Here is a 19,528-nt window from a genome sequence, read left to right as displayed (position 1 = left end):
ACGCCTCTTGGCACATGTCGGCGGGCACCCCGAGGCCCCTAGCGGGACGGGCCCCGGCCGCCGTCCGGCGTCACATAGACGCGGTAGCCCGGCAGTTCGCGCAGCGTCGCCGACGGCCAGTCGCGTGCCCAGCTCGGTGGGGGGCGGTGATTGCGGGTGGTGACGGCCAGCGGCTCGTGCCGCAGGGCGAGCCGGCGCAGACCGTCGGCGGTGATGCTCACGTCGTGGCCGTTCGACTGCCGCGAACTGCAGCCCGCGTAGTGGCTCATGGGCACCGCCAGCGGGCCCGTGACCGTGCACGGCCGGCGCAGGCCGAGCCGGTGCATGGCGTCCGCGGCCTCCGTGAGCTGAGCCGTCATGTTGTGGTTGCGTTCCAGCACCGCGCCCAGCACCTGGTACTGGACGCCGAAGTGGCTCCCGAGCAGCAGCGCCGGCAGCAGGATCAGGAGCAACGGGCGCCGCCCGTACGGCCCTTGCGTGAAGGTCCGCCGTACGCACTCGCCGACGGGGAGCGCGAGCAGGGCGTAGGAGGGCAGCAGGAAGCGGGGAGCCGCGTAACCCATCAGGAAGAGGTACGGGACGGCGAGCACGACGGCGGTCACGGACGCCAGTACGGCGGTGTCCCTCCGGCCGGCGCGTACGGCCGCGGTGATGCCCGCCCCTGCCAGCAGCGGCATCGCGAACCACCACACCGCGGTCTGCGGCTCCTCCCAGGCCATGTCGCACGGCCGGCACAGCATCCTGCCCTGCAGGGCGCGCACGTGATCGCCGATCGCGATGTTCCAGCCCATGCCGCCCTGGATCTCGCTGGCCCGGTCCAGCCGCGTGAGGAGCCCTCCGTACGCGGTGTACGCCTCGACGATCCAGGGTGCGACGCCGAGCACGGCGCCGGCGGCCAGCGCGGCGAAGAGCGCAGGGCGCCGCCATGCCCCTACCACGAGGGCGGCCGCGGCGAGGGCGAGCACCAGCCAGGCGGCGTCCGGCGGACGCATCACCGCCACCACGCCCACGGAGATGCTGAGCCCGGCCAGCGCGCGCCGGTCGCCCTCCCGGCGTGCGCAGCGCAGGAAGCAGCCCACGGCCGCCAGCGAGCCGAAGGCGCACCACAGGTTGGGCATGGCCTGCGGCCCGTAGTAGAGGCTGATCCACAGGCCGGCGAAGAGGGCACCGCCCCAGGCGAGCACCGGCACGGGGAGCAGCCGGCGCCAGATCCACAGTGCGGCCAGCAGCGCCGCCCCGGACACCACGGCGAGGAAGATGCGCAGGAGGGTGGTCGAGGAGGTGAACGAGACCAGGGGCGCGACGAGGTAGGAGATGCCGCGTGCGCGGGGAGCGCTGAAGTAGGCGACGGGGTCCTCGGCGTCGACCTGGCTGACGTAGACCGACTCGTCCCAGCCGAGGCCGGTGCCCGGCAGCACGAGCAGGATCTGTACCAGGGTGTAGAGCGCCGCGACCGCCCCGAGGTGGAGCAGGGGGCGGCCGGACGGTCCGGGCCCGTACTCGGGGAGGCGCTTGAGGCGGTCGGTGACTGGTGCGCTCGGAGCTGCAGGCAGCACGTACATGGCCGAACCTCGTCCCGCTTGTGAAACCTGTGAAACCGGCAGTCGGATCTGTGGGCGAGATCTATGCGTAACACCCGATATGTCGGTTTTGCGGTAATGGTGGCCCCGGCCCGGTCACTCACGGACGGCCGCATACGATCGTCCGTATGAGCTCTTCAGTACCGTCCGCGCGCATAGCGGTGATCGGCGGCGGCGCGGTCGGCGGCCTCACCGCCGCCTTCGCCCAGGAGGCCGGTCACGACGTGACCCTCTGCCTGCGAGCGCCGCTCGACGAACTGACGCTGGACACGGACGGTGAAGTGCTCCGCCCGGCCCTGCGCTTCGTGACCGCACCGGAGGAAGCGGCCCAACACGACTGGGTCTTCCTGACCACCAAGGCCCAGGACACCGAGGGCGCCGCGGCCTGGCTGAACGCCCTGTGCGGGCCGCACACCGTCGTCGCCGTCATCCAGAACGGCATCGACCACACCGAGCGCGTCGCACCGCTGCTGCCCCAGGGCGCGGAGGTTCTGCCGACCCTGGCCTACATGGCCGTCGAACGGGTCGCACCGGGCCGGATCGTGCACCACTTCTCCAGCGAACTGCACGTCCCCGAGGGCCCGTCGGCACAGCGGTTCGAAGCCCTCCTCGCGGACAGCCGGCTGAAGGTCCGCGGCGTCGCGGACTTCCGTACGGCGGCATGGCGCAAGCTGTTCACCAACGTCGCCGCCAATCCGCTTACCGCGCTCCTCAAGCAGCGCATGCACATCCTCAGCGACCCCGAGATGTACCTGCGCGCCGAGGAGATCCTCATGGAGGCGCTCGCCGTCGCACAGGCGGAGGGCGCGCAGGTGGGCGAGAAGGACGTGCAGCGGGCGCTGCGGTCGAACCTCGCGGTGGGGCCCGAGGGCGGCACCTCCACCTTCTACGACCGGCTCGCCGGGCGGCCCCTGGAGCACGAGCACATCACCGGTGCGGTGGTGCGCGCCGCCGACCGGCACGGCATCGCCGCACCGCTCAACCGCCTGCTGCTGGCCATGCTGCGCGCCGCGGACCGCGAACTGCGCGAGGGCTGACACGGGCCCGGCTGTCCGGGCGGGGTGGCGGCCCGGAGGTCCGGACCTTCAGTGGGTGCCGCGGCGTGAGCCGGCGGCCGGCCCGCGCAGGCGTTCCATCTCGCGCCGGTCGCGCTTCGTCGGGCGCCCGGCTCCGCGGTCGCGGCGGCCGGCCGGTGCGACGGCCTCACGCGGCGGCGGGGGCGGGCTGTGGTCGGTGTAGCACTCCACGGCGACCGGCGCACCGACCCGCTTGCGGATGATCCGGGAGACCACGACCACGCGCTCCCGGCCGCCGGCCTGCCGCACCCGCACCTGGTCTCCTGCGCGCAGCGCATGTGCGGGTTTGACGCGTTCCCCGTTCACCCGCACATGACCGGCGCGGCATGCCGACGCGGCCGCCGAACGGGTCTTGGTGAGCCGTACGGACCAGATCCACACATCGACCCGTACGGTTCCTGCGTCTTCAGCCATGACCTCGACTCTAGGGCGCGCCGCGCCTCGGGTCAGCGGCGTGCGAGACGGCGCTCGCCGCCGGAGCCCGTCTCGTAGTCGAGTTCGTAGTGCTCGAAGACCGCGCGCTCGTCCTCGGCGGGCAGTTCGCCGTCGGTCTCGATCGAGGGGGCGGCGCGCACATCGCTCTTGCCGTAGGCGACCCGTACGTACTCCGGGCCGACCGTCGCTCCCGCGAGCGGTACGAAGACGAGCTTGCGCCGTGTGGGCATTCCCATCGTGAGGGTGGCGAAGAAGGGCTGGTCGGTGCGCGTATCGACGTAGACCGCCTCCAGTTTGCCGATCTTGCTGCCGCCGGGATCGACCACGTCACGGTCCCGCCACTCGCGGATGTCGCCTGCCTCGAACATCTCCGGTCATCCCTCCGCGCTTTCGGTCGGACGACGGGTGCCGCACACCGTCGGTGCCACCAGCGTGCCGCATTCGCCCAGGTTTGGCACCGGGCGCATGGGTGGTACTGGGGCGGGGTGGATTCCCAGCTCACCCTCCGGGTCGACGGAGAAGCACGGTCCCTGACCGTCGACACACGCACCACGCTCCTCGACGCCCTGCGCGACCGGCTGTCCGTCACCTCCCCCAAGAAGGGCTGCGACCACGGCCAGTGCGGTGCCTGCACCGTGCTGCTCGACGGAAGGCGCGTCCTCAGCTGCCTGACATTCGCCGTCGCCCACGAAGGAGCCGACGTGACCACGGCCAAGGGACTCGCCTCCGCGGACGGCGAACTCCACCCGCTCCAGCGGGCGTTCCTCGACCACGACGGCTTCCAGTGCGGCTACTGCACGCCCGGACATATCTGCTCGGCGGCGGGCATGCTCGCCGAAGCGGCCGCCGGGCACCCCAGCGCGGTCACTCCGGCCACGGACGACGGGCCGGGCGGCCAGGGCGGCGGGGGTGGTCAGGGCGAGTCCGGGGGCGCGCTCAGCGACGACGAGATCCGCGAGCGTATGAGCGGCAACCTGTGCCGCTGCGGCGCGTACGTGAACATCGTCGCCGCCATTCGGGAGGTGTCCGCGAAATGATCCCCTTCGACTACGCCCCCGCCTCCGACCCGGGCAGCGCCGTCGCGACCGTGGCGGCGCGCCCCGGCGCCGCGTTCCTCGGCGGCGGAACCAACCTCGTGGACCACATGAAACTCGGCGTCGCCACTCCCGATCTCCTCGTCGACGTGACGCGGCTGCCGCTCGACCGGATCGAGGAACTGCCCGACGGGGGCCTGCGCATCGGCGCCACCGTGCGCAACAGCGACCTCGCCGCGCATCCGGCGGTGCGCCGGCGTTGCCCCGTCCTCTCCCAGGCGTTGCTGGCCGGCGCCTCCGGCCAGTTGCGCAACTCGGCGACCACCGCCGGGAATCTGCTCCAGCGCACCCGCTGCGGCTACTTCCAGGACGTGACCACGCCGTGCAACAAGCGTGAACCCGGCACCGGTTGCGCGGCGGTCGGCGGCTGGAACCGGTATCACGCCGTGCTGGGCGCCTCCGAGCACTGTCTCGCCGTGCACCCGTCGGACATGGCCGTCGCCATGAGCGTCCTCGACGCCGTGGTGACCGTGCTCGGCGAGGACGGTGAACGGCGCGTCCCGCTACGGGAGTTCCACAGGCTGCCCGGGGAAACACCCGAGCACGACACGGTCCTCGCGCACGGCGAACTCGTCACGTCCGTCGAACTCCCGCCGCTGCCCGGCGGATCGCGCTCCGGCTATCTGAAGGTGCGGGACCGTGCGTCGTTCGCCTTCGCGCTCGTCTCCGTCGGTGCCGTCCTCGCCGTCGACGGGGGCCGGGTACGCGAGGCACGCATCGCGTTCGGCGGCCTCGCGCACAAGCCCTGGCGGGCCACGCACGCCGAGGCGGCACTGCTCGGTGCTACCCCGGCCGAAGAGGCCTTCCGGCAGGCAGCCGACGCCGAACTTCGCCATGCGCAGCCGCTTCCCGGCAACGGCTTCAAGATCCCGATGGCGCGCAACGCGCTCGCCGCCCTGCTGCGCGAGCTCGCCACGGAGGGGCAGCGATGAGCCGGGCGGATGGCGACGACTCCGCGCAGACCGCTCGGCCCGTCCGGCCCACGCAGTCCGCGCAGCCGCTGAAGCCACTCGACGTGCGCTCCATTGGGACTTCGCCGCAGCGCCTGGACGGACCGGCGAAGGTCACCGGCACCGCGCCCTACGCCTGGGAACACGCCCTGCCGGACCCGGTGTTCGTACACCCGCTGCAGGCCGCCGTCGCGCGTGGACGGGTCGTGGCGATGGACACCGGGCAGGCCGAGGCGCTCGACGGAGTCCTCGCCGTGCTCACCCCGGACAACGCTCCGCGGCTCGCCGACACGGGCGACGCGGAGCTGGCGGTGCTGCAGTCCCACGAGGTCGCCTTCCGCGGCCAGTTCGTCGGCGCCGTCGTCGCCGGGACGGCGGAGGTGGCGCGGCACGCCGCCCAGCTTGTCGCCGTCGAGTACGAACAGCTGCCGCACGACACGGAGTTGAGCGCCGACCGGCCGGATCTCTACCGCCCGGAGACCGTCACGCCCGCCTATCCGCCGGACTCCGACGACGGTGACGTGGAGGCCGCTCTCGCCGCCGCGCCCGTCGCGGTGGACGTCATCTACAGCACCCCCATGGAGCACAACAACCCGATGGAGCCCCACACTTGCGTCGCGGTGTGGGAGGCGGGGGAGGAGGACGCGGCTGCCGTCGCACGTCTGACGCTCTACGACTCCACGCAGGGCGCGCACCAGGTCAGAAAGACCCTGGCGCCGCTGTTCGGACTTCCTCCGGAGCGTGTCCGGGTCGTCTCACCGCACGTCGGCGGGGCTTTCGGCTCCAAGGGGTTGCCGCACGCGCACAACGTCCTCGCCGCTCTCGCGGCGCGCGTGTGCCACGGACGCCCGGCCAAACTGGCGCTCACCCGGCAGCAGATGTTCTCGCTCACCGGGCACCGCACCCCCACGCTGCAGCGTGTACGGCTCGGGGCGGACACCCGGGGGCGGCTCACCGCCCTCTGCCACGACGTCGTCGAACAGACCGCCAGGATCAAGGAGTTCGCGGAGCAGACGGGCGTGCACGCCCGCTCCATGTACGCCGCCGGCAACCGCCGCACCACGCACCGGCTGGCGGCCCTGGACACCCCCGTACCGTCCTGGATGCGGGCCCCGGGCGAGGCACCGGGGATGTTCGCGTCGGAAGCCGCCATGGACGAACTCGCCGTCGCCTGCGGCCTCGACCCCATCGAGCTGCGCGTGCGCAACGAACCGGAGACCGACCCGTCGACCGGCAGACCGTGGTCCGCGCGGCACCTCGTGCAGTGCCTGCGCCTCGGGGCCGAGCGCTTCGGATGGGACCGGCGCACCGATGCCGGCACCCGGCGCGAGGGAGACTGGCTGGTCGGGCTCGGGGTCGCCGCCTCCACATACCCCGTGTACGTCATGCCGGGGACCGAGGCCGAGATCGAGCGCCGCGCGGACGGCGCCGGCTCACCGGACGGGTATGCGGTGCGCGTCGGCGCCGCCGACCTGGGGACGGGCACCTGGACCGCCCTCACGCAGATCGCCGCCGACGCACTCGACTGCTCCTACGGCGAGGTGCACTTGGAGATCGGCGACACCGACCTGCCGCCCGCGAGCGTCGCCGGTGCCTCGTCCGGCCTCACCACCTGGGGCACCACCGTCGTGGCCGCCGCCCGCGCCTTCAGGGAGGAGCACGGCGCCGACCCCGCCCCCGGTGCGCGGACCCGCGCCGCCACGCCCTCCGACCCCGACCTGGAGAACTACGCCGCGCACTCCTTCGGCGCGCAGTTCGCCGAGGTCCGTGTGCACTCCGGCACCGGCGAGGTCCGGGTGCCGCGCATGCTGGGCGTCTTCTCCGCCGGGCGCATCATCAACCCCCGTACCGCACGGTCCCAGTTCATCGGCGGCATGGTGATGGGGATGTCGATGGCGCTGTTCGAGGAGGGTGTCTTCGACCACGGCACGGGTCACGTCATCAACCACGACTTCGCCCAGTATCACGTCCCCACCTGCGCCGACGTCCTCGACATCGACGCCGTGTGGCTGGACGAGCCCGATCCGCACGCGAACCCCATGGGTGCGAAGGGCATCGGCGAGATCGGCATCGTGGGCTCGCCGGCCGCCGTCGTGAACGCCGTGCACAACGCCACAGGAATCCGCGTCCGCGACCTGCCGGTCACACCGGACAAGCTTCTCCGGTCCTGAAACGGACCGGCTCCGCCGGACACGGACCGCGACGTCCGGCCTGCGCGCGCCAGTCACACACGATTCACCCGTGACGCCCCGCAACCGGCGTGCCTGCGGGTATCTTGCGGAACATGCCCCCGGAACAACCCGGTCCCCAAGAGGCGGACGCAGTACCGCCCCCGCCGTCGGGGTACCAGCTCAAGGCGGTCGTCTTCGACGTCAACGAGACGCTCAGCGACATGACGCCGCTGCGCGGCCGCTTCGAGGACGTGGGCGCGCCCGCGGACCTCATGCCGACCTGGTTCGCCGGAGTGCTGCGTGACGGCTTCGCGCTGGCCGCCGCCGGCGCGTACGCGGACTTCGCCGACATCGCATCGGACGGGCTGCGGGCCCTGCTCACCGCCCTCGACGGACGCGGCACCGGCGAGGCGGACGAGGCCGCCCGGCACATCCTCGCCGGCATGGACGAACTGCCCGTGCACCCCGATGTCCCGGGCGGTGTCCACGCGTTGCGCAGAGCCGGGTTCAGGCTGGTGACCATGACCAACGGATCGCCCGAACTGACTCACGGACTGCTCGTACGCGCGGGGGTCCGCGACCAGTTCGACGCCCTGCTGGGCGTGAGCGGGCCCCGCTGCTGGAAGCCGGCGCCCGAGGCGTACCGGTACGCGGTGCGCAGGGCCGGGGTGCGGCCGGCCGAGGCCCTGCTCGTCGCCGTACACCCGTGGGACGTCGACGGGGCGCAGCGCGCGGGACTCGCAGGTGCCTGGCTGAGGCGGGGCACGGACCCCTACCCGGAGACGATGTCGCGGCCCAAGTGGACCGCGGAGGACCTGGAGGAGCTCGCCGGGACTCTCGCGGCCCGCGGCAACGGGCAGGGGCAGAGCTAGCCGGACACTCCCTCGGCCGGCCGGGGCCTCAGGAGGCCTGCCGGTCGCCGCCGAACCGCAGCGTGCGGCAGGCCAGTTGGACCACGAGCCGGTGATCGGGGAGTGCGAGGTTCACATCGAGCAGGCTCTCCACGCGTGCGATCCGCTCCGCGACGGTGTTGCGGTGGATGCCCAGATGGGCAGCCGTCGACGAGGCTGACGACTCGTGTTCGAGGTACGCCTCGACCGTACGGATCAGCTGCGTTTCGCCTCGGTCATGGAGCGGCTTGAGAATCTGCCGTGCGTACGTCTGGAAGGACTCCAGGCTGTACCAGTCGGCGAGCAGCTGCTGCAGGTCCAGCTCGTCGATGTGCGCGACGCGCACGCTGCGTGCTCCCGTACCGGCCAGCAGGCATGCCTGCCGTGCCTCGGTCAGGGTCCTGGCCAGGCCCTCCGGCCCCTTGCGCGGGCGCCCCACCCCGGCGGTCAACGGGGCCTCGCCGGACAGCGAAGTCAGCGCGGCGCGGAGCGGCTTGACCACTTCCCTGGAGGACGAATGTGCCGGCTCGCGGTCCACCGTCGCCCAGAAGGCCCAGCCCTCGCCGCGTTCGACGAGGTGGCCGCCCAAGCCTTGTTCGCAGAGCGCGGCGTTGAGGACCTCCGTCATGCGACGGCGGTTCGATGGGGAGCGCATCGCGCGCAGGTGGACGCCGGTGTGCCAACCGTGCATCTGCCAGCCGAGTCTGAGGCCGCTCTCCGCCACCTCGCGGTCGGGATGGTTCGGGTTCTTCAGCAACTCGGAGAGCAGATCACGGCGTTCGCGCCCTTCGCGTTCTCCTTCCAAGCGGCGCCGGGCCGCCCAGCCGGTGATCGCGGCGGCGGCGAGCACGGTGGCCTGCTCCGCTGTGGCCGTCCACGTCCGGGGGCCCGGCGGCAGCTGCACCGCGAGCCACATGTCAGGGCCTGACTGGGCGTCGAGGACGACGGGAACGAGCACGAGGTCGCCGTCCCGGCCCTCCGCGGCACCAGACACCGTATGCGGGGAGGGGTCCGTCAGCGCGCCCTCCGGCAGCGCGAGAGTGGATCCCGAGAGCACGGCACCGACGGGGCTGATCAGCCCGGCCTGTCCGCTGAGCATGCGCTCCAGAGTGTCCAGGACCGGGCCGGGTTCGGCGTGACGGCGACGCAGGTGCCGGCCGAGTTGACTCAGCACGTCCGCCCGTACCAGTTCGGGCGCGTGGACGACGCAGTCGAGCTGCCGCGCCAGCTGAAGCGGGTCCTTGAAGGTGGCGACGAGCAGCGGCATGCCCAGTTTGCCGGCCAGCCGGGTGGCGGAGCCGACCAGGTGCGGTCCGTTCGTCACCACGAACCCGACCGCGCCCGCGGCGCGTACGGCACTGAGCATCATGTCCAGGACGACGAGTTCGGTCTCGCCGGGAGCTGCAATGACGAGCGCGCCGGGAGTGACCGATTCCGCACTCGCCAGGGTCGAGACGACCTCGATCGAGCGCACCTCTTGGTCGAGACCCGCCTCTCCGGCGGCGAGATGCGCGCCCACCAGCCCCTCCAGCCCGCACAGCATGCGGACCGTCACCGGCTGCCAGGACGCCGTCACTTGGCAGCCCCCTCCAGCGGTACGTAGTCCATGTCGTAACCGAACGCACGGGGCCCGAGCAGTTCCAGCCCGGCTTCACTGCGCCACTGCGGATCGCAGGGGATCGCCAGCACCTCGACCCACAGGCCGTAGCGCACACGCTCAGCCGTCAGACATCTGCCCGTCTCCTGCTCCAGGACACAGATCAGGTCCGGTACGCAGGCCTTGATGCGGCCGTCCTCGAGTGCGACGAGGTACTCGTTCTGCATCTCGATGCGCAGCGCACGGTCGGGCTGTTCACTGTGCTCGACGACGACGGTGCCCGTGGTGGACTGGCCGAGGTGCCGCCGCGGTACTTCGACGACCTTGCCCTCGAAGAGAGTCCGTGCCCCGTAGCCGGCCGCCAGCCCTTCCCGGTCGCGGTCCTCGAGCAGGCGTCCCATCTCGACCGCCCTGGTGTACGAGCCGACCAGCATGCCTTTGGTGATCTCGTCCGTGGAAAGCGGCCGCCAGGCCATTCCTGCCCAGCCGCCCATCGCCGGCATCGACAGCCGGATCACCGATTCCGCGTCGGCGCTGTTCACCCCGTCCACCAGGAGGTTGGACCCCTTGTCGGCGGTGAAGGCCGCCGGGGTGAGATCGATCCCGGCCATCGTCAGCGTGGTCTGGCTGAGCTTGGTGACACCCCGCCCCGTGCCGTCGGCGTCCACGAGCGGCAGCCCGAGCTGCGCGGCTGCTATGACCGGGACGACGGCCATGATGCCGGTCATGGCCACCCCCGTCACCGCCTGGACCGTCACGCCGGTGTGCCGTTCGACTCCTCGTATCGCGCGGACGATCTCGCTGCCCTCGTACGGCTTTTCATGCATGACCGTTCCGGAGCCGACGAAGCCGACCGGCACCGCAAGGCTCTCGGGCGGCAGTTCGCCGGGTCGCACCACCTGGACCGGACCGTGCTCCCGTAACGCCCGCCGGAGGATGGGCTCCACGAGCTCGGTGCCGGTGCCGCCCCCGCCGCCTGTGCCGAGCAGCATCGCCGCCCGGGACAGTGCCGGCACATCCTCGATCGTGAACTGCCACATGTGACCATTGTGCTGTCGCTCACCGAGCCGAAGCGGTCAATGGCCGAAATGAAATATGCCTATGGAACCGGTGCGACGGGACGGTAGTCCTCGTCGAGGCCGAAGGCCCGCGGCCCGAACGCCGCGAGCGCCTCCGGGGTGCACAGCCGGTCCGGAGCCGAGATCACGAACACCCGCACGCGCTGTCCGAAAGACAGTGCCTCGGTGGTGACCGGCTGCCCCGACTCCGCGTGCAGGACGGTGACGAGATCGGGTACGACGGCGACAGTCCGGCCGTCGATCCGTGCCAGGAGATTCTCATTCTGGAAGACGAGTTCGCATGCGCCTTCGGTGCCTCCGGTGTCTTCCGTGCCGTCGGCGGCGACGCAGGCACGACCCCGGGCGAAGCCGTCCGTCGTGCGGCGGTCCACATCGACGACCTTGCCGGAGAACACGACCCTCCCGTGCCGGTACACCGTGCGCGACAGCGTCTCCGTCAGCTCCGCGAACGGATCACGGTGACCCTCCCGCGCCTCGCGCACCGCCCGTCCCAGCTCGAGGGCCGTGCTCACGGTGCGCGGCACTGCCGTACGGCGGACGTCGGCGCCGCTCATGGGATAGAGCGCCATCCACGCCGAGGCGCCCATGCTGACGGCAAGGGCACGGGCAAGCGACTCCAGCCGCCGGTTTTCCGGTCCGGTGTCGACGACCGCCACGCTGCCCTGCTCGTCCGCGATCGCCATGGGAGAGCCGGGCAGACCGCTCGCGCCGAAGGTCGTCATAGACAACTCGGGGAACGCGCGGCCCATTCCGTCGGCATCGACGACGGGCAGCCCGAGCTGAGCGGCGGCGAGCAGCGGGACCATCGAATTCATTCCGCCGCACTCGGCGGGCATCACAGCTGTGACGGGCCGGCCCAGGTGGCGCTCCAACGCCCGCAGTGCGATGGCCGCTTCCGTGCCGTTCGGCAGCTTCTCCACGACGACGGTCGGTGCTCCCATCATGGCGGCGGTGACGACGAGAGCGTCCTCGTCCAGCTCCTCCGGATCGAGGAACTGAACGCGCCCGTCGGCCGCTGCGAGGGAATCGGCTGCCAGCGCTTTCCCCAGGTACGGGTCGCCTCCGCCGCCGGTGCCGAGCAGCGCGGCTCCCCAGGCCAGATCCGGCAGATCAGCGAGGGTCAGGTCCCAGGGCATCACCGGACTCCGCGGCCGCGTGCCGCCGGGGAGGGCGCGGAGGCGTCCCGGGCCAGGTCCCCGACGGCCTTGACGCGTATACGTGTTGCGTTGCCCGGGAGGTAGGCGAGCGGGATCTCCTCGACCTCGACGATCTCGACAGTGCCCGGGCCGGCGCCGGCGATGAGAGCCCGGTCGGTGGCTTCCTGCTTCGCGGTGTCCAGTGCGGCGTCCCGCCGGCCCGGCTGGATCGCGAAGATGCGGTCCACATCCCCGCTGATCTGGGCGATGGCGGCACCGACCGCGTTGGCGACGGCGAACTGCTCCGGACGCAGCACCGAGGACGCCAGCGGAAGCTCCTCGGGCAGCAGGACACTGCCGCCCCCCACGAGGACCACGGGGACCGGTGCCCGGCTGGTTCGCATCCGGTCGATCGTTCCCGTGATCCGCTCCGTCACATAGCCGAGCCCGGCGGTCACCAGGTCACGGTCCAGCGCCTTCACCGGTTCGGGGTCGCCGATCTGTGCGCGGCCGGCGGCCACGACGAGATCCGTGGCGGTGAGGGTCTTCCCTCCGAACACGAGCGCCTCGTCCTGCAGCCGGTATCCGACGCTGTCCGGGCCGACTTCGACCTTCCCGTCGTCCTGGCGTACGACGCTGCCCCCGCCGACACCGAAGGAAAGCACGTCGGGCATGCGGAAGTTGGTGCGGATGCCGCCGACGCTCACTTCCGTACTGGCTTCCCGCGGAAACCCGCGGTGCAGGATGCCCACGTCCGTGGTCGTGCCCCCGACGTCGACGACGGCGCAGTCGTCGACGCCGGAGAGATAGGCCGCACCCCGCATCGAGTTGGTCGGCCCGGACGCGAACGTCATGACGGGATACCGGCGGGCGTAGTCCACACCCATGAGCGTGCCGTCGTTCTGGCTGAGATACAGCGGCGCATGCAGGCCGACGGCGCGCAGCGTCGCGACCATGCCGTCGCAGATCCGTTCCGCGAGCTCGCCGAGCGCGGCATTGATCACCGTGGCGTTCTCCCGCTCGAGCAGGCCCGTGCGGCCGACTTCGTGGGAGAGGCTCACCCGCAGCCCGGGCACCCGCTGGGTGAGGATCTCCGCCGCCTCCAGCTCGAACTCCGCGTTGACGAGGGAGAAGACGGACGTGACCGCGACCGATCGGACCTCCTTGACGGCGAGTTCGTCGGCGATCCGGTGCAGTTCCCCGGGGACGAGCTGGGAGATGACGCGCCCGTCGTACTCGTGCCCGCCGTGACACAGATAGGTGTGGCCGCCGATGGCGTTCACCAGGTTCTCGGGCCATTCCACCAGCGGGGGCAGCGACTGAGTGGCCGGCAGCCCGAGACGTACGGCGGCGGTGGGCGCCAGGTCACGCGCCTCGACGATCGCATTGATGAAATGGGTCGTCCCGAGCATCACGCCGGTGAGCCCCGCCGGGTCGAAGTCCCGCAGCGTCTTGAGCTCTTGGACCGCCCGCACGATTCCGTCGGTCACATCGGGGGTGGTGGTGACCTTCGCATCGGCCAGCACGGAGTCGCCGTCCATGAGTACGGCGTCCGTGTTCGTTCCGCCGACGTCGATACCGATCCGCATTTGGTGAGAACTCCTTGGTCATTGATGCGCCGCTTCACCGACGGGCAGGGGAGCCGGGGTACGTGCCGGGTCCACCATGTTCTAGGACGGGTGGAGCCGGGGGAGCGGCCGCAGCGGAATACCGGGCAGAACGGACGGCTGCCCGAAGCAGATATGGCGGGACCGGTTCGGAGGGCTGCGAGCGAATTCCCGAATTGTAGACGTGGATTCCTGCCTCATGCAGTGGACACCGGCGGGCACTCTGCCAGGACTCGTTCATCCGCCTGTGCATGGTGCACAGTGCGGCGGTCCGTGTGAATCGCTTCAACGTCGACGGGCGGCGAACGAGGCCGTGCACACTGCCGGTTCGTGCGCCTGGCGCGGGCACTGTGACACTTCCTCCGGGCTCCGCGAATGCCTACCCTGAGGGTTTGGCGGGAAGGGATCCTGCTGCAACGAAAGCCACGGAGCGCGCAGATGACCACTCGCCGCCGATCGCCTGACGTTGTAGAGGAAGAAACACCAGAGTCTGCGCGCCCCCGCACCGTCACGGCTTTCGCCGAGCCCCTGCCGCATTCCGCGTCCGTCATGGTGCCCCCACCCGGAGACGACAGAATCCTCGAACTGGTTGAATTCCTGACCCCCGTTCCTGAAGCGGTCCCCGCGGCGCGCCGCCACGTCACGCGCCTGCTGCGCGAATGGGGCTTGAGCGCACTGACCGATAGCGCCGCCCTGTTGGCGTGCGAACTCGTCTCGAACGCCGTCAAGCACGGGAGTCCGGCCGCCGGGACTTCGGGCGGCGGCAGCGTGCAGCAGATCGTGCTGACAGTGCGCTACCACGACGCCTTGTTCATCGAGGTCTGGGATCCCGGTTCGAAGGGGCGGCATCCCCACGTGCGCATCGCGGCGCCCCATGACGAGGTCGGCCGTGGGCTGCGGCTCGTCGACACCCTGAGCCGCGAGTGGGGGCACTACACCCCGGCGTACGGCGGCAGGACGGTCTGGTGCGAAGTGGTGTCCCCGGCGTATGGCCAGGGGCCCGGCCGCGGGCCTCGCTGAGCCCGGCCGCGGCCGCTCCGCCCGCCGCACACCAGGTGATCCAGTCCTCTCCCGCCTGCCCGGATGCCACCGGGCCGGCCCTCGCCGCACACCCTTGACAGGCAGATCGGGTTGCTGGATTACTGGACCGCGCCGCGGCGGTGACCGAATGGTCGGTCGGCGGAGCGAGTACGAGAGCCGAGAGCGTGGGACGCATGACGCAAGCCATGAGCGACGGGGCGGCGCAGGCGATGTTCGCCGAGGACCAGGCGTCACGGGCGCTGGGCATCACGCTGCTGGAGGCCGCGGAGGGCGCCGCGAGGCTGCGTATGACGGTGACCGCGGACATGGTCAACGGTCACGGCATCGCACACGGCGGCTATCTCTTCCTCTTCGCCGACACGGCGTTCGCCTGCGCCTGCAACAGCCACGGCCCCGTCACCGTCGCCTCCGGCGCCGACATCTCCTTCGTCAGGCCCGCACGGGAGGGCGATACGCTCACGGCGCTCGCCGAGGAGCGCACCAGCTACGGCCGCAGCGGGATCTACGACGTGAGCGTCCTGCGCGACGGCGAGGTCATAGCCGAGTTCCGCGGCCGCAGCCGCACAGTAGGGCGCGTGGAGGGTTCCCCATGACGACGAGCGAGACCCCGGCTCCGGCCGGAGTGCAGCGCAGGACCGGCGAGCCGCTGCCCTCGGAGCTGCGCGACGCGGGCGAGCGGATGGACGCCGAGGAGCTGCGCGCGTACCAGCTCACGAGGCTCCAGCGGACGTTGCGCACCGCCTACGACGAAGTCGAGCTGTACAGAAGGAAGTTCGACGAGGCCGGAGTACGCCCCGAGGACTGCCGCACCCTTGAGGACCTCACCCGCTTCCCCTTCACGACCAAGGCGGATCTCCGGGAGACCTACCCGTTCGGGATGTTCGCCGTGCCGATGACGGACGTGCGCCGCATCCACGCCTCCAGCGGCACCACGGGCCGTCCGACGGTGGTCGGTTACACCGAGGGCGACATCTCGATGTGGGCCGACATGGTCGCCCGCTCCATCCGGGCCGCGGGCGGGCGCCCCGGGGACAAGGTCCATGTCGCTTACGGATACGGCCTGTTCACCGGCGGACTCGGCGCGCACTACGGAGCGGAACGCGCAGGCTGCACCGTCATCCCCGTCTCCGGAGGCATGACGGCCCGCCAGGTCCAGCTCATCCAGGACTTCCGGCCCGAGATCATCATGGTCACTCCGTCCTACATGCTCACGCTGCTGGACGAGTTCGAGCGGCAGGGCGTCGATCCGCGCGGCACCTCGCTCCGGACGGGCATCTTCGGCGCCGAGCCGTGGACGGAGGAGATGCGCGCGGAGATCGAGGAACGCGTCGGCATCCACGCCGTCGACATATACGGGCTGTCCGAGGTGATCGGCCCCGGCGTCGCGCAGGAGTGCGTGGAGAGCAAGGACGGGCTGCACATCTGGGAGGACCAGTTCTATCCGGAGATCGTCGACCCCGTCACCGACGTGCTCCAAGCACCGGGCGAGGAAGGGGAGTTGCTCTTCACCTCCCTCACCAAGGAGGCCATGCCCGTCATCCGCTACCGCACCCGCGACCTGACGCGGCTGCTGCCCGGGAGCGCACGCCCGGCCTTCCGCCGCATGGAGAAGGTCACCCGGCGCTGCGACGACATGATCATCCTGCGTGGCGTCAACATCTTCCCCAGCCAGGTCGAGGAGATCCTGCTGCGCACACCCGGCCTCGCGCCCCACTTCCAGCTGCGGCTGGGCACCCGCGGCCGCCTCGACCACATGACCGTCCGTGTGGAGAGCCGGCCCGGCACCGCGGCCGGGCAGCGCGAGGCCGCCGGGCAGTCGGTCGCGAGGGCGGTCAAGGACGGCATCGGGCTGAGCGTCGAGGTCGAGATCGTGGATCCGGAGACGCTGGAGCGCTCGGTCGGGAAGATCCGCCGCGTCGTCGACGAGCGCTCACGGAACTGACGGGCCCGGATCCCCGCGGTCGTCCCGGGCGCCGAAGTTGTCCGTCGTGAACTGCGCGTTGGCGAGGAGGAATCCGCCGTCCACGGGGTACGACTGGCCGGTGGTGTAGGACGCCGCGTCCGAGGCGAGCCATGCGATGAGCGAGGCGACCTCGCGCGGGTCGCCGGGGCGGGGCACTGGCAGCGCCGGGCGGTGGAGAGTGCGGACGTCGGCGTCCTCCAGGCCCGACATCCGGGTGGCGATCAGGCCCGGGGCGACGGCGTTCACCGTGATGCCGTGCTTGGCCAGTTCGACCGCCATCGACTTCGTCAGTCCGCCCAGTCCGTGCTTGGCGGTGTTGTACGCGGCCGACAAGGGCAGCGGCGTGTGCTCGTGCACGGACGTGACGTTGATGATGCGGCCCCCGTGCCCCTGGCCGATCATCCGGCGTGCGGCGCGCTGGCTCAGCAGCAACGGCCCTTCCAGGTCCACCCGCATCACATGCCGGAAGTCCTCGAAGGCGATCTCGGTGAACGGGGCCGAACGGTTGGTCCCGGCGGCATTGACGAGGACGTCCAACCGGCCGAAGGCGTCCGCGAATTCGTCGACGACCGCCTCCGGTCCGGGGAGCCGCGTCAGGTCGAGGTGACGTACCTCGGCACGCCGTCCGTGACCGCGCACCTGATCCGCGGTCTCACGCGCGTCCGCCTCGTCCGCGAACCAGGTCACGCCGACGTCGAATCCGTCCCTGGCCAGCGCGGCGGCGGTCGCCCTGCCGATGCCCGACTCCGAGCCGGTGACGACGGCGACCTTGCCTCCGGGGGTGCCGGAGCTGCCGGGGCTGCCGGGGGTGCCGGAGCTGCCGGGGGTGGGGTCGTGGTTCATGGGGGTGCTGCTCCTCGTCCGCGAGACCGGGCACCGGGGGTCCGGTGACACTGCCGGTGCTGGAAGAGTGCCCGGCAACGGCCCTGTTGACCGTCCCGCGCCGTCCCTGCGGCCGGCGGGCGCAGGTCGGTCCGCGGCACCGGTCAGGCCGCGGCCTCCAGGCCCAGCAGGGTCCGTTTGGCCTCGGCTCCGCCCGCGTAGCCGCCGGCTGAGCCGTCCGAACGGACGACGCGGTGGCACGGGACGACGACCGGCAGGGGGTTGGTCGCGCAGGCGGTGCCGACGGCGCGTACGGCTCTCGGGCTGCCCGCCGCGGCCGCCACCTGTGCGTAGCTCTCGGTCCGTCCGTAGCCGATGTCCGGCAGGTGCGTGATCACCTCCCGCCGGAACCCCCTGGCCAGCCGCAGATCCAGGGCGAGCTCGAAGCGGGTGCGCCGCCCCTCGAAGTACTCCTCGATCTGCCGCACGGCCTGCGCCAGCCGTGCGGGTGCCAGCAGCACGCGAGGGCTGACACGGTCCGCGAGATCCGCCAGCACGGCGTCATGGTCCTGTACGTCGTAGGCGACGCGGACCAGACCCTGTTCCGTGGCGGCGAGCAGCAGGGACCCGACGGGCGTCTCCAGCGTGCGGTAGGCGACGTCCAGGACCCCTTCCCGCTCCGCGGACGCGGCCAGACGGGCATGGAGACGCTCGTGTGCCGCGGCGTCCGTGGCCGGCAGGGCCGCGAACAGATCGAGGCCGGCTCCGGTTCCGTGTGCTGAGGCCACGCCGGACTCGCCGGTCGGCCCGGTCTTGTCGCTCGGGGGCGTCGTCATCGTTCCTCGCCTCTCTCCTCCGTATGGCGCGTAAGACTTCTGCGCAGGGATTTGACGCCGTCAGCCGCGGCCCTGCGTGCCGCGTCGGTGCTGCCGCCCGTGACGGCCGCGATCTCCTTGTAGGGCAGGCCGGCCAGATAGTGGTAGGCGACCGCCGCGCGCTGCCGCTGCGGCAGCGCCTTCAGGGCGTCCCACAGCTCCCCGTCGCGCTGCCACTCCGGCGCCGGCTGCTCCTGCGCGCCGGACGCAGCGGCGGGCTCCGGGACCTCGGGCACCGCGAGGGGACGCCGTGCGCCGGCCCGCGCCGCGTCGATGGCCTTGCGGTGCGCGATCGTCACCAGCCACGCCTCGACGCGGGCGTCCTCCGGCAGCCGCGGGTACGCCTTCAGGGCGGCGAGGAACGTCTCCGACCAGGCGTCCTCGGCGTCCGACGGGCCGACGACGGCCCGGCACACCCGGAGCACCATCGGGCCGTACTCGGTGACGATCTCTTCGAAAGGTCTCAAGCTCACACTCACACCCCGTAGGCGAATCACGGCCCGCCGGCCGCCGGACGAGACGGCCCCCGCCGGAAGGGGCCCTCAGAAGAGCCGGGCGGTCCTCGTCACCGATCCGGCACCTTCCAGCTCCAGCAGGAACCGCTTGCGCTCCAGCCCGCCCGCGTAACCCGTCAGGGAACCGTCGGCGCCGACGACGCGGTGGCAGGGCACGATCACGGACAGCGGGTTGCGGCCGTTGGCGGCGCCGACCGCTTGCGCCATGGCCGGGTCGCCCAGCTCCCGGGCGAGCTGTCCGTACGAGCGGGTCTCCCCGTACGGGATCTGCCGCAGCAGCCGCCACACACGCTGCCGGAAGGGCTCACCGCGCGGTGCCAGCGGCAGGTCGAAGCGCTGCCGCTCTCCCGCGAAGTACTCCTTGAGCTGCTGTTCCGTCTCGCTGAAGCCGGTCTCGTCGCGTGGTCCGAGCGCGTGCGGGGACGGACCGCGCAGGTGGTCCTCGAAGTAGACGCCGGTCAGGGCTTCGCCGTCCGCGACTAGCGTGAGCGCACCCAGCGGTGAGCCGACGACGGTGTGCCTGACGCGCCCGGTGGCCGCCGCGTCGCCCGGGCTCCCGGGGTACGCCGTGCCCTCCGCGTCCGTGGCGCCCGTCGCGTCCGTCGCGTCCGTCGCGTCCGTCGAACCCGAGGCACCCGTGGCGTCCTCCGCGTCGCCGGTGTGGCCGGCGTCCGTCTGTGCTGTCATGGCCCCGCTC

General features: G+C 71.7%; 19 protein-coding genes. 8 read left to right on the top strand and 11 right to left on the bottom strand.

Features of this window, described 5'->3' with window-relative positions; all coding sequences use genetic code 11:
• Positions 1 to 38 precede the first annotated feature (38 nt).
• On the bottom strand, positions 39 to 1,562 hold the full coding sequence (locus ACSMXX_RS02670) for a hypothetical protein (RefSeq protein WP_473182410.1): 1,524 nt from the start codon (positions 1,560 to 1,562) through the stop codon (positions 39 to 41).
• A 146-nt stretch (positions 1,563 to 1,708) separates the two neighbouring features.
• On the opposite strand from ACSMXX_RS02670, the gene ACSMXX_RS02665 reads away from it, so the two are divergent.
• Entirely contained in the window at positions 1,709 to 2,617 is a 909-nt protein-coding gene (locus ACSMXX_RS02665; protein WP_473182409.1) for a 2-dehydropantoate 2-reductase, read from the top strand.
• 48 nt (positions 2,618 to 2,665) lie between these two features.
• Here ACSMXX_RS02665 and ACSMXX_RS02660 read toward each other — a convergent pair whose 3' ends face one another.
• Together ACSMXX_RS02660 and ACSMXX_RS02655 are read right to left on the bottom strand one after the other, a co-directional pair.
• Positions 2,666 to 3,070, bottom strand: coding sequence for an RNA-binding S4 domain-containing protein (locus tag ACSMXX_RS02660; protein WP_473182408.1), 405 nt, complete (start codon positions 3,068 to 3,070; stop codon positions 2,666 to 2,668).
• Positions 3,071 to 3,102: 32 nt separating this feature from the next.
• Complete coding sequence (locus ACSMXX_RS02655) at positions 3,103 to 3,459, bottom strand: PRC-barrel domain-containing protein (protein WP_473182407.1); 357 nt, start codon at positions 3,457 to 3,459, stop codon at positions 3,103 to 3,105.
• Between the two features lie 117 nt (positions 3,460 to 3,576).
• On the opposite strand from ACSMXX_RS02655, the gene ACSMXX_RS02650 reads away from it, so the two are divergent.
• The 4 genes from ACSMXX_RS02650 (at position 3,577) to ACSMXX_RS02635 (ending at position 8,178) form a co-directional block, all read left to right on the top strand.
• On the top strand, positions 3,577 to 4,128 hold the full coding sequence (locus ACSMXX_RS02650; protein ID WP_473182406.1) for a (2Fe-2S)-binding protein: 552 nt from the start codon (positions 3,577 to 3,579) through the stop codon (positions 4,126 to 4,128).
• Complete coding sequence (locus ACSMXX_RS02645; protein ID WP_473182405.1) at positions 4,125 to 5,117, top strand: FAD binding domain-containing protein; 993 nt, start codon at positions 4,125 to 4,127, stop codon at positions 5,115 to 5,117. Before ACSMXX_RS02650 ends, ACSMXX_RS02645 begins: the two co-directional genes overlap by 4 nt.
• Positions 5,118 to 5,185: 68 nt before the next feature.
• Positions 5,186 to 7,306: a xanthine dehydrogenase family protein molybdopterin-binding subunit gene (locus ACSMXX_RS02640; protein WP_473184599.1), complete on the top strand. Its 2,121-nt coding sequence runs from the start codon at positions 5,186 to 5,188 to the stop codon at positions 7,304 to 7,306.
• A gap of 113 nt (positions 7,307 to 7,419) precedes the next feature.
• Positions 7,420 to 8,178: a haloacid dehalogenase type II gene (locus tag ACSMXX_RS02635; RefSeq protein WP_473182404.1), complete on the top strand. Its 759-nt coding sequence runs from the start codon at positions 7,420 to 7,422 to the stop codon at positions 8,176 to 8,178.
• Positions 8,179 to 8,206: 28 nt separating this feature from the next.
• Here the strand turns inward: ACSMXX_RS02635 and ACSMXX_RS02630 are convergent, their stop codons facing one another.
• The 4 genes from ACSMXX_RS02630 to ACSMXX_RS02615 are packed head-to-tail and all read right to left on the bottom strand — an operon-like array spanning position 8,207 to position 13,597.
• The gene (locus ACSMXX_RS02630) at positions 8,207 to 9,772 is read right to left on the bottom strand and encodes a helix-turn-helix domain-containing protein (protein WP_473182403.1); all 1,566 of its coding nucleotides are present in this window, start codon (positions 9,770 to 9,772) and stop codon (positions 8,207 to 8,209) included.
• Positions 9,769 to 10,833, bottom strand: coding sequence for a DUF917 domain-containing protein (locus tag ACSMXX_RS02625; protein ID WP_473182402.1), 1,065 nt, complete (start codon positions 10,831 to 10,833; stop codon positions 9,769 to 9,771). Before ACSMXX_RS02625 ends, ACSMXX_RS02630 begins: the two co-directional genes overlap by 4 nt.
• A 59-nt stretch (positions 10,834 to 10,892) precedes the next feature.
• A complete protein-coding gene (locus ACSMXX_RS02620) occupies positions 10,893 to 12,008 on the bottom strand; it encodes a DUF917 domain-containing protein (protein WP_473182401.1) in 1,116 nt (371 codons plus the stop codon).
• Positions 12,008 to 13,597, bottom strand: a complete 1,590-nt coding sequence (locus ACSMXX_RS02615) for a hydantoinase/oxoprolinase N-terminal domain-containing protein (protein ID WP_473182400.1) — start codon at positions 13,595 to 13,597, stop codon at positions 12,008 to 12,010. The genes ACSMXX_RS02620 and ACSMXX_RS02615 overlap by 1 nt, the downstream gene beginning before the upstream one ends.
• Positions 13,598 to 14,164: 567 nt before the next feature.
• Here ACSMXX_RS02615 and ACSMXX_RS02610 point away from each other — a divergent pair.
• The 3 genes from ACSMXX_RS02610 (at position 14,165) to paaK (ending at position 16,598) form a co-directional block, all read left to right on the top strand.
• The gene (locus ACSMXX_RS02610; RefSeq protein WP_473182399.1) at positions 14,165 to 14,635 is read left to right on the top strand and encodes an ATP-binding protein; all 471 of its coding nucleotides are present in this window, start codon (positions 14,165 to 14,167) and stop codon (positions 14,633 to 14,635) included.
• A gap of 194 nt (positions 14,636 to 14,829) precedes the next feature.
• Complete coding sequence (gene paaI, locus ACSMXX_RS02605) at positions 14,830 to 15,249, top strand: hydroxyphenylacetyl-CoA thioesterase PaaI (RefSeq protein ID WP_473182398.1); 420 nt, start codon at positions 14,830 to 14,832, stop codon at positions 15,247 to 15,249.
• Positions 15,246 to 16,598, top strand: coding sequence for a phenylacetate--CoA ligase PaaK (gene paaK, locus ACSMXX_RS02600; RefSeq protein ID WP_473182397.1), 1,353 nt, complete (start codon positions 15,246 to 15,248; stop codon positions 16,596 to 16,598). The genes paaI and paaK overlap by 4 nt, the downstream gene beginning before the upstream one ends.
• On the opposite strand, the gene ACSMXX_RS02595 is transcribed toward paaK, so the two are convergent.
• From ACSMXX_RS02595 to ACSMXX_RS02580, 4 genes are all read right to left on the bottom strand, one after another.
• On the bottom strand, positions 16,587 to 17,462 hold the full coding sequence (locus ACSMXX_RS02595; RefSeq protein ID WP_473182396.1) for an SDR family oxidoreductase: 876 nt from the start codon (positions 17,460 to 17,462) through the stop codon (positions 16,587 to 16,589). The two genes, paaK and ACSMXX_RS02595, sit on opposite strands and share 12 nt — an antisense overlap.
• Before the next feature lie 143 nt (positions 17,463 to 17,605).
• Positions 17,606 to 18,277 carry a methylated-DNA--[protein]-cysteine S-methyltransferase gene (locus tag ACSMXX_RS02590; RefSeq protein ID WP_473182395.1) on the bottom strand — a complete coding sequence of 224 codons (672 nt, stop codon included), beginning with the start codon at positions 18,275 to 18,277 and terminating at the stop codon, positions 17,606 to 17,608.
• Positions 18,274 to 18,783, bottom strand: a complete 510-nt coding sequence (locus ACSMXX_RS02585) for an RNA polymerase sigma factor (protein WP_473182394.1) — start codon at positions 18,781 to 18,783, stop codon at positions 18,274 to 18,276. Before ACSMXX_RS02585 ends, ACSMXX_RS02590 begins: the two co-directional genes overlap by 4 nt.
• Before the next feature lie 75 nt (positions 18,784 to 18,858).
• A complete protein-coding gene (locus ACSMXX_RS02580; RefSeq protein WP_473184598.1) occupies positions 18,859 to 19,329 on the bottom strand; it encodes a methylated-DNA--[protein]-cysteine S-methyltransferase in 471 nt (156 codons plus the stop codon).
• Between the last annotated feature and the right edge of the window lie 199 nt (positions 19,330 to 19,528).

The organism is Streptomyces sp. DSM 116795 (assembly GCF_055792905.1).
This window is presented reverse-complemented; position numbering and strand designations above follow the sequence as displayed.